The 15,577-nt window shown below is 73.2% G+C and carries 9 protein-coding genes; all 9 read right to left on the bottom strand.

The features are described from left to right. Positions 1-114: 114 nt before the first annotated feature. The 9 genes from AB0924_RS27465 to AB0924_RS27425 all read right to left on the bottom strand — a co-directional run bounded on the left by AB0924_RS27465 (position 115) and on the right by AB0924_RS27425 (position 15,550). Complete coding sequence (locus tag AB0924_RS27465) at positions 115-4,401, bottom strand: discoidin domain-containing protein (RefSeq protein ID WP_366912800.1); 4,287 nt, start codon at positions 4,399-4,401, stop codon at positions 115-117. 215 nt (positions 4,402-4,616) lie between these two features. After that, a complete protein-coding gene (locus tag AB0924_RS27460) occupies positions 4,617-5,627 on the bottom strand; it encodes a LacI family DNA-binding transcriptional regulator (protein WP_366912798.1) in 1,011 nt (336 codons plus the stop codon). A 103-nt stretch (positions 5,628-5,730) separates the two neighbouring features. Beyond that, the gene (locus AB0924_RS27455) at positions 5,731-6,303 is read right to left on the bottom strand and encodes a DUF6817 domain-containing protein (protein WP_366912797.1); all 573 of its coding nucleotides are present in this window, start codon (positions 6,301-6,303) and stop codon (positions 5,731-5,733) included. A gap of 18 nt (positions 6,304-6,321) precedes the next feature. Then, complete coding sequence (locus tag AB0924_RS27450; RefSeq protein WP_366912844.1) at positions 6,322-7,452, bottom strand: histidine kinase; 1,131 nt, start codon at positions 7,450-7,452, stop codon at positions 6,322-6,324. A 50-nt stretch (positions 7,453-7,502) separates the two neighbouring features. Beyond that, positions 7,503-9,266 carry a cation acetate symporter gene (locus tag AB0924_RS27445; RefSeq protein WP_366912796.1) on the bottom strand — a complete coding sequence of 588 codons (1,764 nt, stop codon included), beginning with the start codon at positions 9,264-9,266 and terminating at the stop codon, positions 7,503-7,505. Further along, the gene (locus AB0924_RS27440; protein WP_358936555.1) at positions 9,263-9,634 is read right to left on the bottom strand and encodes a hypothetical protein; all 372 of its coding nucleotides are present in this window, start codon (positions 9,632-9,634) and stop codon (positions 9,263-9,265) included. Before AB0924_RS27440 ends, AB0924_RS27445 begins: the two co-directional genes overlap by 4 nt. Positions 9,635-9,772: 138 nt before the next feature. After that, positions 9,773-10,630, bottom strand: a complete 858-nt coding sequence (locus AB0924_RS27435) for a LytTR family DNA-binding domain-containing protein (protein ID WP_366912843.1) — start codon at positions 10,628-10,630, stop codon at positions 9,773-9,775. Between the two features lie 124 nt (positions 10,631-10,754). Next, positions 10,755-13,127: a glycosyl hydrolase family 65 protein gene (locus tag AB0924_RS27430; protein WP_358936608.1), complete on the bottom strand. Its 2,373-nt coding sequence runs from the start codon at positions 13,125-13,127 to the stop codon at positions 10,755-10,757. A 38-nt stretch (positions 13,128-13,165) separates the two neighbouring features. Continuing rightward, positions 13,166-15,550, bottom strand: coding sequence for a xanthine dehydrogenase family protein molybdopterin-binding subunit (locus AB0924_RS27425; protein WP_358936557.1), 2,385 nt, complete (start codon positions 15,548-15,550; stop codon positions 13,166-13,168). Positions 15,551-15,577 lie beyond the last annotated feature (27 nt).

Raw genomic sequence — 15,577 nt, 5'->3', positions numbered from 1 at the left:
GCAGCCTGCGGCCCGCCTCGGAAGAGACCCGAGGCGGGCCGCAGCGCCCTCGTAACGAGGGCAGAAATCACACGCAAGTCTGCTGCAAAGAGCCGCAAACAGCTTGCGGCGATCTCAGGGGTTGATGTTGATCTTGAAGGTGGACGTGGTGTTGCGGACGTCCACCGCGTTGCCGTTCATCCGCAGCCCGTTGAACGTCACCTCGCCCACGGCGGGACCCTGCCCCGCCTCGGGCATCTCGTTGGCCCACAGACCGAACCCCGACTTGGCGTCGTAGGCGTCCCCGCTCCTGCGGGCGCCGGTGACGGAGACGTCGGTGAAGACGGTGTCCCTGATGGGGTACTGCGGCTGTCCGCCGGAGTAGTTGGTCTGGAACATCACCCCGCTGTAGGTGGGATCGACGATGTCGACGTGGTTGACCCGGATGCCCTGGAACACCTTCGACGCGGAGAAGACCCAGATGCCCGGGAAGGTCTGCGCGCCCCAGAAGTGGCCGCCGGCCCGCTCGATCGTCACGTTCTCGAAGGTCGTCGGATCGGTCCCGAAGCCGTTCATCGGGTAGCCGAAGTCCAGGGAGGAGATCGTGATTCCGGAGTACACCAGCGTGTCCGCGATGCGGATGTTGCGGAAGGTGTTGTTGTAGCCGCCGTATACGGCCACGCCCGCGGCACGCCAGGTCAGGGTGCTGGTCAGGTTCTCGTAGACGTTGTTCTTCTCGTCCGCGCCGCCCGCGTCGATCGCCGAGAACAGCGCGAAGCTGTCGTCGCCGGTGGCGCGCGCGTCGTTGTTGGTCACGAGGTTGTCGGTGGATCCGTTGGTCATGTTGATGCCGTCGGCGAACATGTCGCGGATCCGGGAGTTCCTGATGGTGATCCGGTCGGTATTGGCCCCCCAGTACAGGCAGACCATGTGCTCGTTCCAGATGTCGTCGATGACGATGTCCGAGACGCCCGAGAAGTCGAACACCTTGCCCGGGCCGTCTATGCGCGAGGTGTAGTTGCCGAAGTAGGCGAAGCCCTTGAAGAGCGAGCCCTTGGCCGTCGCGTCGGCCCGGAAGCCGATGTCGGTGTTCTCCTGCGCCGCCGGCGCGTGGAACGTCGTGTACCAGGGTCCGGCGCCGACGACCCGTATGGCCTTGCCGTACACCTGGAACTTGTTCGACGTCTCGTAGTCGCCGGGCGGCAGGTAGACGCCGACGAGCTTGCCGGTGGTGTCCATGCGCACCTTGTCCAGGGCGTCCTGCACGGCCTGGTGGGTGAATCCGCCGGGCACGGCGTACGCGGCGGGGTCGGGGTTGACGACCGGCGCGACCTGCTCCAGGCCGACGAAGTCGATCGCGTACGTGGAGGTGTTCGCGGCGTCCTTCTGCAGCCGGACGGTGCTGCCCTTCGGCACTGTCTCGCCGAGGAGGATGTGCGCCTCGTCGTAGATGTGCCGCGGGGCCCCCGAGCCCGGGGAGTTGCCGGGCGCGGTCTCCGCCCCGTACAGCCAGGCGTACTTCGACGTCAGGGGCAGCGCCTTCTTGAACACGCCGTCGACGTAGACGTCGATCGTCGTGTCGATGCCCCCGCCGCCCGGTGCGTCCGGGACGGAGAAGCGTGTCACCAGGGTGTTGGTCGAGGCACGGGTGGTGAACTCGACGTACTCCCCCGTCGCGTCCAGGGTGACGGCCCTGCGGCCGGAGGCCTCGCCCGCGACGTCGCCCACGGTGCGGTTGGGCCCGACCACCTTGGCGCCGCCGCCGACGGTGCCGTCCTCCGCCTCGTACATGTCGTACGGCATGTTCGCGCCGCGGCCGACGAAGAGCGGCTGGGTGGAGGTGTTGTTGCCGCGTTTGACGGGCACCTCGTTGGCGTCGTCGGCGACGACGGTCTTCACGGTGTACGAGCCGTTGGCGGCGGTCCACGGGCCCAGCCGCACCTCCTGTGTCGAACCCGCGGCCAAGGTGCCGTCGTAGGACCCGGTCAGGGTCTTGACCGGGTCGCCCTTGGAGTCGGTCAGAGTGAGGGTGACGCCGTGGGCGCCCGCGGCGCTGGCCCGGGTGCCCTGGTTCTTCAGGGTCACCTTGAAGGTGACGTCGTCGCCCGCAGTCGGGCTGGACGGCGAGGTGGTCACCGAGGAGGCGACGAGGTCGGAGGTGTCGGCGGGCTTGACGACCAGCGGACTCGGGCTGGTGTAGGTGTTGTTGGACTCGTTCTGCTCGATGACCGCGTCCCCGTCGTCGGCGACCGCGCCGAGCGGGTACGTTCCCGCGTCGCGCTGTCCGAGGGAGGCGGTGACGGTGGTCTTCCCACCCGCCGCGAGGGCACCGACCTGGGCGGTCGCCGCCTTGGTGCCGCCGAGGGTCACGGCGACCCTGCTCGCCGGGGCGGCGGCCGGTCCGCTGTTGCGCACGGTGGCGGAGACGGCGACGGTGTCCGACTCGACCGGGGCGGCCGGCGACACGGTCAGGCCGGTGACCTCCAGGTCGGGATTGGGTGCCGGGACCCCGATCACCTGGAACTCGGCGAGCTGGCCGCCGGTGGCGCCCGAGTTGGCCGTGAACCGCAGCCGGACGTCGGCCACCCGGGCGGAGACCGGGACGGTGACCGCGTTGCCGTCGGCCGGGTCGAACGTGTAACTCTTCGCCGCGACCAGGGAGGTGAAGTCCGTGTCGCTCTGCTCCCTGCCCAGCACCTCGATCGTCTGCGTCCGCTTGGCCCAGACGGAGTCCGGGTTCAGCTTCAGGACGAGACGGTCCAGGTCGGCGTTGGCCCCCAGCTTGACGGTGAGCGTGTTCGGGTAACTGCCGGCGGCGCCCTCCCAGTAGGTCGTCGTGCTGTTGTCGACGGCGTTCGCGGCGGCGTAGGGGTCCACCGCCGAGGAGGCGGTGATGGGCTTGCCGACGGCGAGGTTGGAACCGGTGCCGCCGCTGCCGTTGCGGGTCACGCTGTTGCTGGGGACGGACCGGTTGCCGGCCGCGTCCCGGGCGCGCACGTAGTAGGTCACCGTGCGCGTCGCGGGCTGGGTGTCGGTGAAGGTGGTGACGTCACCGGCGACGCTCTCGCGCAGGGAGTTGTCCGCGTAGACGTCGTACCCGGTGACGCGGGTGTCGTCCGAGGAGGCGGTCCAGGTCAGCTTGATCTTCCCGTCCGCGGGCTCGGTGTACGCCAGGCTCGACGGGGCGGTCGGGGCCTGGGTGTCGCCCTTGTCGCCGATACGGGTGACGGTGTTGCTGTTGCCCGACTGGTTGCCGGCCGCGTCCCGGGCCCGCACGTAGTAGGAGACGGTCTCGCCGGCCGGCCGGATGTCGGTGTAGGTGGTGACGTCACCGGCGACGCCGGCCAGCAGCGAGCCGCCCGCGTAGATGTCGTAGCCCGTCACGCCGACGTCGTCGGTGGCCGCGTTCCAGCTCAGCCGGACCTGACCGGTCGTGGGCTCGGTGAGCGTCAGTCCCGCCGGGGCGCTGGGGGCCTGGGTGTCGCCGGTCTCCGGGCCGTAGGCCTCCAGTTCGGCGATCTGGGCGCCGGGCTGCACGGAGTTCGCCGTGACGAGCACGCGGACGTAGCGGGTGGTGGTGGCGTCGAGGGCGATGGTCGCCGAGTTGCCCGTCGCCGGGTCGAAGGAGTAGGCCCGGGAGGCGGTCAGGTCGGTGAAGTCGGTGCCGTTGGCGCTGCCCTGGATCTTCAGCGTCTGGCTGCGCTTCTCCCAGCTCCCGGGCAGCCTCAGCACCACGCGGTCGACGCGGACGGAGGAGCCTAGGTCGGCGCGCAGCCACTGCGGGAAGGCGTTGTCGGCGCTCTCCCAGTAGGTGGCCCGGTTGCCGTCGCCCGCGTTCTCGGCGACGTAGGTCTGGGTGTGGCTGCCGGCGGTGAGGGTCCGGCCGGCGGCCAGGTTCACCGACGACTCACCGGCGGCGTGCACCTCCAACTCGGAGAGCTGGGCCGCCCGCCAGCCGGTGTTCTCCGTGACGTCGACCCGTACGAACCGGGTCCGGGCCGCCGGGAACGCGACCGTGACGGTGTTGCCGGAGCCCGGGCTGAAGGTGTACGAGGCGGAGGTCTTCAGCGTGCTGAAGCTCGTGCCGTCGGCGCTGCCCTGGACGGAGAGGGTCTCGGCCCGGCTCTCCCACCCGGCGGGCAGCTTGAGGACGACCTCGTCCACGTTCTCGGTCGTGCCCAGGTCGGTCTGCACCCACTGGGGGAAGTCGGAGCCGGCGCTCTGCCAGTAGGTGCCCTGGTCGCCGTCGGTGATGTTCCCGGCGGCGTACTCGCCGTGGGCGCTGCTCGCGGACGCCTTGTCCCCCAGCGCGATGTTCGGTCCTCCGGCGGCGCGGGCGGTCATCACCGGACCGGCCAGTGCCAGGAGGCTGGTCACGATCACGGCGCTCAGGCACCGCGATCCCCTTCTGCGGAGTCTCATCAGTCCCTCGAAAGTCCCTCGAATCTGGGCCTCATGATTGAAGCGCATGGACGTCTCTTCTTTGCGTTGAATGCTCAGAGAATTCCAGAGGACTGTTGGGTCGTCTACGCTGCCGACGCGAAAACTTGTGGATCAGGGCATACGAAGACACCGGCACCGGGACCGCGGGGGCGGTGTCCCGGTGCCGGTGCCGGCCGGAGTGGGAGGGGAGGGGATCAGCCCGCGGGCGGGGGTGCCGTAGAGCCGCGCAGCACCAGTTCGGGCTCGAAGAGCAGCTCACCGGGGTGCGAACGGGCGCCCTGGAGCTGGGCGCACAGCAGCTCGACGGCCGCCCGGCCCATCGCCTCGATGGGCTGACGGACCGTCGACAGCGGCGGCTCGGTGCAGTTCATGAAGGCGGAGTCGTCGTACCCGACGACCGAGACGTCCCCGGGGACGGTGAGTCCGCGCCTGCGCACGGCCCTGATGGCGCCGAGTGCCAGCGGGTCGCTCGCGCAGACGATGCCGGTCACGCCGCGCTCCAGGAGCCGGGCGGCCGCGGCCTGCCCGCCCTCCAGCGAGAACATCGACCGCGCGACGAACTCCTCCGGCAGTTCCTCGCCCGCGCGGCGCGCCACCACCCGGGCGGCCTCCAGCTTGCGGCGCGAGGGGACGTGGTCGCTCGGGCCGAGCACCAGCCCGATCCGCTCGTGTCCCAGCGAGGCGAGATGACGCCAGGCCTGCTCCACGGCGACGGCGTCGTCGCAGGCGACACAGGGGAAGTCGAGGCCCGCGATGGAGGCGTTGATGAGGACCACCGGGATGTCCCGCTCGGCGAGCTGCCGGTAGTGCTCGTGCGGGGCGTCGGCCTGCGCGAACAGACCGCCGGCGAAGACCACGCCGGACACCTGCTGCTGGAGCAGGAGGTCCACGTAGTCGGCCTCGGAGACGCCGCCCTTGGTCTGCGTGCAGAGCACCGGGGTCAGCCCCTGCTGGGCCAGCGCGGCGCCGATGACCTCGGCGAACGCGGGGAAGATCGGGTTCTGCAACTCCGGCAGGACGAGTCCGACGAGCCGGGCCCGCTCGCCGCGCAACTGGGTGGGCCGCTCGTAGCCGAGGACGTCGAGGGCGGTGAGCACCGACTGGCGGGTCGACTCCGAGACACCGGGCTTGCCATTGAGGACACGACTGACCGTCGCCTCGCTGACCCCCACTTTCTTAGCCACCTGAGCAAGTCGTCGCGTCATGTACGCAAGCCTAGCGCAATTTCCGCAAACGAATTGCGGTGACTGCCGCGCACTTTGGGCCGCGGTGTCCGGCCGCCCTGGTACCGCGGCGCCCCGGTCGGCGTCAGCGGGTGGGCGCGGCGAGGACGGTGCGGCAGTCGAGCCAGGCGTCGGTGCTCAGCAGCGCCCGGAGCCGGGTGAAGAGGGCGAGCAGATCGGGCCCCCACCGCTCGCGGAAGGCCGGGTCGAGCCGGGCGAGGTCGAGTTCGTTCGCGGCCGACAGTTCGGCGAAGTCCCGGCGTGAGCGCGGCCCGGGCACGTGGGTCTCGCCGGTGAAGCGGTCGTGGAAGGGAGCGTCGGGCCGCGCGAGGTCCGGATAGGTCACCCCGCGGTCGCAGGAGGCGTACAGGTGGACGATCGACTCGGCCTCGGCGCCGATCACCGCCTTGAGTTCGGCCCGGCGGGTCACGGGCAGCAGGGCGCCGGGGAAGCCGTCGGTGCCGTAGAACGCATGGCAGAGTCCGGCGAGCCGGAGCGCCGGGCGGGCCTGCCACAGCGCGAGCCGGTCGTGGACGCGGCGCAGGTGCGCGAGAAGGGTGCCGCCGGGGTGGGCCATGTCCTGTGCGCCGCACTCACGGAGCAGGGCCAGGGCCCGGTCCGCGGCGCCGGCGGGTGTGCCGGTGTTCGGTTCGGTCACTTGCTGCGTCCCTTCACTTCAGCGGGCCGAGCCCGGGTGGAACTTGGGGAGCCGGACGGTGATCTTCGTGCCGGCGCCGACGCCGGTCTCGATGACGAGGCCGTGGCCGTCGCCGTAGACCTGGCGCAGCCGCATGTCCACATTGCTCAGGCCGATGCCCGCGGACGGGTCGCCCCGGCCGCGCAGCAAGTCGCGCAGGCGCTGCGGGTCCATGCCGACGCCGTCGTCCTCGATGACGACCCGGGCCTCGGTGCCCTCGTCCTCGGCGGTGATGGTGATCCGGCCGCGGTCGACGGACTCCTCGAGACCGTGCTTGAGCGCGTTCTCCACGAGCGGCTGCAGACAGAGGAACGGCAGGGTGACCGGCAGTACCTCGGGGGCGATCCGCAGCGTCACCTCCAGCCGTCTGCCGAAGCGGGCGCGGGCGAGTTCGAGGTACTGCTCGATCGAGCGCAGTTCCTCGGCGAGCGTGGTGAAGTCGCCGCCCCGGCGGAACGAGTAGCGCGTGAAGTCCGCGAACTCCAGCAGCAGTTCCCGGGCCCGCTCGGGGTCGGTGCGGACGAACGAGGCGATGGAGGCGAGCGAGTTGTAGACGAAGTGCGGGGAGATCTGGGCGCGCAGGGCGCGGATCTCGGCCTCGATCACACTGGACCGCGCCCGGTCCAGGTCGACGAGTTCGAGTTGTACGGAGACCCAGCGGGCCACTTCCTCGGCGGCCCGCACGACGACGGCGGACTCCTGGCCGGCGAAGGCGGCCAGGGCGCCGGCGGCCCGGCCGTCGACCGTCAGCGGGACCATCACCCCCCAGCGGACGGGGCAGCCGGCGTCGGGGCAGGTCAGCGGGAACGTCCGGGTGCGCGCGGCGTGGGCGAGGTGGGCCGCTGCCGCGGCCCGGTGGTGGTCGCCGGCGCCGTCCCAGGCGAGCACGGACCCCTCGTCGGCGAGGGCGAGGGCGACCGTGCCGAGCAGCGGCCGCAGCCGGCGGGCCGCCTTGCGTGCCGTGTCCGGGGTGAGGCCTGCGCGCAGGGGCGGTGCGGCGAGCGAGGCGGTGTACAGGGTGTGGAAGGTGGCCCGCTCCACGGGGGTGCCGACGTCGGCCGGGTTCTCCTGCTGCCTGCGGGCCCCGGCATGGCCGAGGGCGGCGCCCAGGGCGAACAGCCCGAGAGCGGCCACGGCGAGGACGACGGTGCCGAGCGCTGTCACGGACGGCGCCCCCCGGTCCGCTGCGGACCGGAGCCCGGGGCGGTGGCCGGGCCGCTCGGGGGCTCGGGCAGATGGAGCCGGGCCATCGTGGCGGCCGCGTTCGCCGGGACGCGGTGCCGGGTGGTCAGGGAGATCAGCACCATGGCCGCGAAGCCCACGGGGACCGACCAGACGGCCGGCCAGGCCAGCAGCGTGTGCAGCGGTCCGGATCTCGCCCCGCCGGCGATGGTCACGGTCACCGCGGTGAGCGCGGATCCGCCGCCGAGGAGCAGTCCGGCGACCGCGCCCGGCGGGGTCAGGCCGCGCCACCAGATGCCGAGGAGCAGCAGCGGGCAGAACGAGGAGGCGGACACGGCGAAGGCGAGGCCGACGGCGTCGGCCACGGGGAGGTCGGTGACGACGGCGCTTGCGGCGGTGGGCACGGCGACGGCGGGCAGGGTCGCGAGCCGGAAGTGCCGGATGCCGAGGGTCGGCAGCACGTCCTGGGCGAGCACCCCGGCGACGGACATGGTGAGTCCGGAGACGGTGGACAGGAAGGCCGCGCAGGCGCCGCCCGCGACCAGGGCGCCGAGCAGGTCGCCGCCGAGCCCGCCGATCAGCCGCTGCGGCAGGACGAGTACGGCCGCGTCGGTGTCGCCGGTCAGCAGCAGGTCGGGCGCGTAGAGCCGGCCGAGCACGCCGTAGAGCGGAATCAGCAGGTAGAAGGCGCCGAGCAGGCCGAGGACGACGACGGTGGTGCGGCGGGCGGCGCGGCCGTCGGGGTTGGTGTAGAAGCGGACGACGACGTGCGGCAGTCCCATGGTGCCGAGGAAGGTGGCGAGGATCAGCCCGTAGGTGGCGTACAGGCCGTGCTGTTCACGGCCGTCCGACAGGGGCTGCGCCCAGCCGGAGGGGGCTGTGCCGGGCCCGCCGTCGTCGGGCAGCGGCACGGGGGCGCCGGGCGGGAAGCTCAGGGCGGTGCCGGGGCCGACGCGATGGGTGCCGGTGCCGAGGGTGAGCGGGCCGCCGTCGAGGGGGCGCCCGTCGAGGGATCCTGTGCCGGTGACGCGCACCGGTTCGTGGACGGTGAGGGTCAGCGGCCGGTCGGTGGTGACCCGGGTGGAACGTTGGAAGACGGGCCGCTCGTCCCAGGCGGGGGCCGGGGCCCGGTCGGCCCGCCAGGCGATGAGCAGGAACACGGCGGGCACCAGCAGCGCGGTGAGTTTCAGCCAGTACTGGAAGGCCTGGACGAAGGTGATGCTGCGCATGCCGCCCGCGGCCACCGCCACGGTGACGACGGCGGCCACGACCAGGCCGCCGAACCAGCCGGGGGCACCGGTGAGCAGCCGCAGGATGAGCCCGGCGCCGCGCAGTTGGGGCAGCAGGTAGAGCCAGCCGACGCCGACGACGAGCACGCTCGCGATGCGCCGCACGGCGCGGGACTCCAGGCGTGCCTCGGCGAAGTCCGGCAGGGTGTAGGCGCCGGAGCGGCGCAGCGGGGCGGCGACGAAGGCGAGCAGCACCAGGAAGCCGGCGGTGTAGCCGATGGGGAACCAGAGCATGTCCGCGCCCTGGGCGAGGACGAGCCCGGCGACGCCGAGGAAGGAGGCGGCGGAGAGGTACTCACCGCTGACGGCGAAGGCGTTGAGCCGCGGCGGGACGCTGCGCGAGGCGACGTAGAAGTCGGAGGTGGTGCGCGAGACGCGCAGGCCCAGCGCGCCGACGAGCACCGTGGCGAGGACCACGGCCGACACTCCGGCGATTCCGTACGTCTGGTTCAACGCCCGGTCACGTCACCCTCGTTGCTCTCGGCACGGCGGACGTACCAGGCCCCCGTGCACAGCAGGACCGGGTACGGTGCCACGCCCAGCAGCAGCCAGACGGCGAGCGGGACGTCGTGCCCGGCGCCGCCGGCCGAGAGGACCCGCAGGACCACGGGGAGCAGCCCCAGCGAGAGGGCGAGCAGGACCGTCGCGGTGAGGGCGGCACGGAGCTGCCGGCGCATCAGGACGCGTACGGGGGCGTCGTCGTCCGGGGCGGCGGGGCGGCCGCCGGCCGGGAGCGTGGCGCGGGGCGGGGGAAGGCCGGCGCGGTCGGTGCGGGGCCGTCCGGTGACCACCTCCCTGCGAGGGACGGATTCGGCACCCATCACGCACTCCCCGACGCCGCGGTGATCACCTTGTTGCGGCGAGTGTACGCAGCGCCGGGGCGGTCAGGTAGGTACCGGACGAGGATCGCCGCGGGGCCGCCACGGCCGCTTCGCGGGCGCCCCGGGCACCGGTTGCCGTCACCGTCGTCCGCGTACCGCGCCCTGGGCCCGCGCGGCGAGCAGGTCCCGCAGTTCGCGGGCGTTGCGGCGGCTCACGGCGAGGATCCGGTCGCCGATCCGGACGGTCAGGTTGCCGCCGTCCAGGCGGAGTTCCTCGATGCGGCCGAGGGCCACCAGGCGGCTGCGGTGGATCCGGACGAACCCGCGTGAGCGCCACTGTTCCTCCAGGGTGGTGAGCGGGACGCGCACCAGGTGGCTGCCGTGCGGGGTGTGCAGGCGGGCGTAGTCGCCCTGTGCCTCGACGTAGGTGATGTCGGCGACGGGGACGAACCGGGTCACCCCGCCGAGTTCGACGGGGACCTGGTCGCCGGGGGCGCCGGCCGGGGCGGTGCGGGGGCCGTCCGCCGGGAGCCGGGGCGGCCGGGGCCCCTGCCCGGCCCGGGTCAGTTCGGCGACGCGTCGGACGGCTTCCGCGAAGCGCTCCTCGCGCAGCGGCTTGAGCAGGTAGTCGGCGGCCTTGAGGTCGAAGGCCCGGAGCGCGAAGTCCTCGTGGGCGGTGACGAAGACGATCAGCGGCGGGTCCGGTTGGCGGCCGAGCAGACCGGCCAGTTCCAGGCCGCTCAGACCGGGCATGTTGATGTCGAGGAAGACGACGTCGAAGGCGTCCACGCCGTCGGGTCCGGCCGCCGCGGCCCGCTCCAGCAGGCGCACCGCCCCGGCGGCGTCGAGGGCGGGTACGACGCTGCCGATCCGCTCGTCCTCGCCCAGCAGGTACAGCAATTCCTCGAGCGCGGGCTCCTCGTCGTCCACCGCGAGGGCGCGCAGCGGTTCCTGCCCTTCGCCGGCTCGTGGCCCGGGCCGCCCGGCCGCGCTCATGTCCCGCATCTCCTCGTCCCCTGCCCTCTCGCCCCGTGCCGTTCCGCGCACCCCGGCACCCGTCGAGGGCATCCTGGCCCCTCGGGACCGTGGCCGTCGAGAAGCCTGCGGGGGCGTGTGCCGTTCAGTCCGGCAGCCGCATGCGCACCCTCTCCCCCGGCCCGACCCGGACCACCCGGTCCTGCAGGCGGAAGTCGATGGGCGGGCGGCCGGAGGCGGACGGCACGACGGCCTCCAGGAGGCCCGCGCGCAGGCGCAGGCTGACTCCCCAGTGGCCCTGGTAGCGCAGGGAGAAGCCGTACGAGGAGAGTTCCGGCAGCGGTACCGGGTCGAGCCAGAGGGCGCCGTCGCGGGTCTCCAGACCGGTGAGGCAGCGCTGCACGAGGTCGAGGGTGCCGGCCATGGCGCCCAGGTGGATGCCCTCGCCGGTGGTGCCGCCCTGGACGTCGGCGATGTCGCCGCGCAGCGCCTCCTGCACGAAGCCCCAGGCGTCGGCGCGGCGGGCGCGGGCCAGGATCCAGCCGTGCACGAGGCCGCTGAGGGTGGAGCCGTGGGAGGTGCGGTGCAGATAGTGGTCGACCGTCGCCGACCAGATGTCCTCGTCCAGGCGGTGTCCCAACCGCCGGAACAGGGACTGGAGTTCGGTGGGCGAGAACAGGTAGCCCAGCATCAGCACGTCGGCCTGCTTGGACGCCTTGTAGCGGTTGACGGTGTCGCCCTCCGCCTCCAGGATCCGGTCGAGGCGCCGGATGTCGCCGTACCGGTCCCGGTAGGCCTGCCAGTCCAGCTCGACGAGGTCGCCGTAGCCCTCGAACTGGCTGATCACGCCGTCGTGGTAGGGCACGTGGAGGGTGCGGGAGACCTCCTCCCAGCGGGCGAGTTCGTCCTGTTCCAGGCCGATGCTCTCGGCGAGTTCGCGGCGGCGCGGCTCGGGCAGGTCGCGCAGCAGGCCCAGCGCGCGCAGCAGCACCCAGGCCGCGGTGACGTTGGTGTACGCGTTGTCGTCCAGGCCGGGCCCGGGGGCGTCGGGGTAGGCGTCGTGGTACTCGTCGGGGCCGACCACTCCCAGGATGCGGTGCCGGCCGAGGCGTTCGTCGTAGGTGGCCGAGTCGGCCCAGAAACGGGCGATCTGCAGCAGCATCTCGGCGCCCTCGGTGTGCAGGAAGTCGGTGTCGCCGGTGGCCTCGCAGTACTGCCACACGTTGTAGGCGACCGCCGAGCCGACGTGCCGCTGCAGCCGGGAGTGGTCCGGCAGCCAGCGTCCGGAGCGCGGGTTGAGGTGCAGTTCCTGGGTCTCCTCCCGGCCGTCGCTGCCGCTCTGCCACGGGTACAGGGCGCCGCGCCGGCCGGCCTCGTGGGCCGCGTGGACGGCCGCGTCCAGACGGCGGTGGCGGTAGTGGAGCAACGCCCGGGACACCTCGGGCAGGTGGAGGTTGAGGTACGGCAGCACGAACAGCTCGTCCCAGAAGACGTGCCCCCGGTACGCCTCGCCGTGCAGTCCGCGGGCGGGGACACCCACGTCGAGGTCGGCGGTGTGCGGGGAGAGGCACTGCAGCACATGGAAGAGGTGCAGCCGCAGGATGCTGCCCGGCTCGCCCGGGACGTCGAGTTCCGCGCGCCGCCACAACTGCTCCCAGGCCGTGGCGTGCGAGACGAGCAGCTCGTCGAAGGGGGGTGCGGTCTCGGCCCGGTCGACGGCGGCCCACAGCGGGTCGCTGATGGCGGGGTCGTGGGAGGTGTGCAGGGCGACGCACTTGTCGACGGTGACCGTGCGGCCGGGCGCCAGGGCGAGACGCAGGCGCCGCACGGCCCGCAGCGGCTCGTGCGCGTCGGTCGCCGGGACGTCGGCGGTCAGCCGGCAGGCGAGCCCGACGGCGATGTCCGAGGTACGGGTGCGGCAGCGCAGCCACATAGCGCCGGACTCGGCGCTGCCCGCCTCGACCTGGGTGAGGTGGTGGCCGTCGAGGTCGCGGTAGCGGGCCACCCCGGAGTTGCTGACACCGCCGTCGAGCGCTGCCTCGACGGCGAGTTCGCCGGTCCAGTCCTCGGCGGTGATGTCCGTGCGCAGGGCGGCGAGGTGCGGGTCGGCCATGTGGACCAGGCGGAGCTGCCGTACGAGGAGCGTGCCGCCGCCGTCGAGCCGGTACCGGGTGCGGCGTTCCAGCACGCCCGGGTCCAGGTGGAGGATCTGCCGGTGCTCGGCGACCGGGGTGGTGTCGGGGCCGAGCCAGTCGTGTCCGTCGGGGCGGACGCGCAGCGGCAGCCAGTCGGGGAGGTTGACCATGTCCTCGTTGTCCACCTTGCGGCCGGCGACGTCGGAGGTGAGCCGGTTGTAGATGCCGGCCGCGTAGGTGCCGGGGTAGTGGACGGCGTCCGCGGCGCACTCGGGCAGCGCGCCCCGGGTGGCGAAGTAGCCGTTGCCCAGGGTGGACAGGGACTCCCGCAGGCGTTCCTCAGCGGGGTCGTAGCCGTCGTACTCCCACAGCAGGCCCGGCACCTGGGTGGTCCCCCTTCTCGTGTCCCTCGTCGTGGCGGTCACCGTTCGGACAGCAGGCCGGTGAGGATCCGGTCCGGGGTGAGGGGGAGTTCGCGGAACCGGATGCCGGTGGCGTGGTGGACGGCGTTGCCGAGGGCGGCGGCGGTGCCGACGATGCCGATCTCGCCGATGCCCTTGCTGCCCATGGGGTTGAGGTGCGGGTCGTCCTCCTCGATCCAGTCGGCCTCGATGCCGGGGACGTCGGCGTGGGCGGGCACGTGGTAGGAGGCGAGGTCGGCCTCGGTGAAGTCGCCGAACGGGGCGTCCATGGTGCTGCCCTCGGTCAGGGCCATGCCCAGGCCCATGATCATGCCGCCGACGAACTGGGAGCGCGCGGTGCGGGCGTTGAGGATCCGCCCGGCGGCGAAGACGCCGAGCATCCTGCGGGCCCGTACCTCACCGGTGACGGTGTCGACGGCGACCTCGGCGAAGTGGGCGCCGAAGGCGTGCCGGGCGTACGGGGATTCGGCGTCCGCCCGGCCGGCGGTGTCGGAGCGGACCACGAGGCCCTCGCCGGGCAGCGGGCCCGGGTGCTCGGCGAGCCGGGTCGCCAGGCCGGCGCACGCCTCGTGCACGGCCCAGCCCCAGGACGCGGTGCCGGAGGAGTCGCCGGCCAGCGACGCCGGGGGGAGGTCGCTGCGGCCCACCTCGGTGCGTACCCGGTCCAGGGGCGCGCCGAGCGCGTCGGCGGCGACCTGGGCGAGGACGGTACGGGCGCCGGTGCCGATATCGGCCGCGTTCACCCTGATGAGGAAGGTGCCGTCGGGCAGGGCCTGGGCGGTGGCGGTGGACGGGCGGATCAGGACCGGGTAGGTCGCCGCGGCCACTCCGGTGCCGATGAGCAGTGGGCCCTCGGTCCGGGAGCGCGGGCGCGGGTCGCGCCGGTCCCAGCCGAAGCGGCGGGCGCCCTCGCGCAGGCACTCGGCGAGGTGCCGGCTGCTGAACGGCTTGCCGCTACCGGGTTCCCTCTCCGGCTCGTTGCGGATCCTCAGCTCGACGGGGTCCATGCCGAGGGCCCCGGCGAGTTCGTCGACCGCCGACTCCAGGGCGTACATGCCGGGGGCCTTGCCGGGGGCGCGCATCCAGGACGGGCCGGGGACGTCCAGCGGCACCACCCGGTGGGAGCTGAGCAGGTGCGGGGCGGTGTACATGACGCGGGACGGCACCGCGGCCTGCTCCACGTAGTCCCTTACGTGCGAGGTGTGCGTGGTGACCTCGTGCAGCACCGCGGTGAGGTGTCCCTCAGCGGTGGCGCCGAGGCGCAGCCGGTGCAGGGTGGGGGCGCGGTGGCCGACGACGGTGGGCATGTACCGGCGGGGGTAGGCCACCGTGACCGGCCGGCCGGTGTGCCGTGCGGCCATCGCGGCGAGGACGACGTCGGGCCGCGGGGTGCCCTTGGAGCCGAAGCCGCCGCCGACGTGCTCGGCCACCACGGTGACGTGCTCCTCGGGCAGGTTGAAGAGACCGGCGAGCACGGACTGGACGGTCGTGCTGCCCTGGCTGGAGGTGTGGACGGTCAGCCGGTCGCCGTCCCATTGCGCGGTGGTCGTGTGCGGTTCCATGGGGTGGTTGTGCAGGGGCGGCACCCGGTACTCGGTGTCCAGGCGGACGTCGGCGGCGGCGAAGGCGCCGTACGGGTCGCCGTGTTCGAGGCGGCCCGGCTGAGCGCCCCCTTCGGGCTCGTAGGCGTCCGGGTGGTCGGGGCGGAGTACGACGTCGTGGTGCTCGGTGGCGTAGCCGACGCGGACGGCCCGGGCGGCGGCGCGGGCCGCCTCCAGGGTCTCGGCGACGGCCAGAGCGACGCACCAGCCCCGGTGCGGCACGTGGCGGTTCTGCAGGACGGCGAGGGTGGCGTCGTCCGTCTCGCCGAGGCGCGGGGCGTCGCCGGGGGTCAGCACGGCGAGGACGCCGGGCAGCGCGAGCGCGGCCGAGGTGTCCACGCCGGTGACCCGGCCCCGGGCCACGGCGGCGGGCACGGGCCAGGCGTGGACGCGGCCGGGCACCGGGTACTCGGCGGCGTAACGGGCGTTACCGGTGACCTTCTCCCGCCCTTCCCGTCGCCCGGCGGGCGCCCCGAGGGCGGTGCCGGTGCGCGGGGTGGGGTGGGGGTCCTGCTCCAGGGCGCCGGTACGGGGCTGCCGGCCCTCGCCGGACTCACCCGGGGCGGCGGAGGCGGCGCGGGTGACGAGGTCGTATTGCGGCAGAGCGGCGCCGGCCCGCGGATCGTCCCGGGCCGGTCCGGTGGCCGCCATCGGATCGGCGTGCGGCAGTCCGGTCCCGGCCAGCGGATCGTCCCGGGGCAGCCCGGTGGCGGCCATCGGGTCGTGGTGCGGCAAACCCGTCCCGGGCAGCGGGCCGCCGTGCTCCAGTGGGTCGTTCGCCATCAGGTTCTCCTGGGGTCGGCCGGGTCC

It is taken from the genome of Streptomyces sp. NPDC047869 (assembly GCF_040704065.1).
GTDB lineage: Bacteria > Actinomycetota > Actinomycetes > Streptomycetales > Streptomycetaceae > Streptomyces.
Note: the sequence above shows the minus strand (reverse complement) of the source record. Positions and strands in the feature narration are given on the sequence as shown.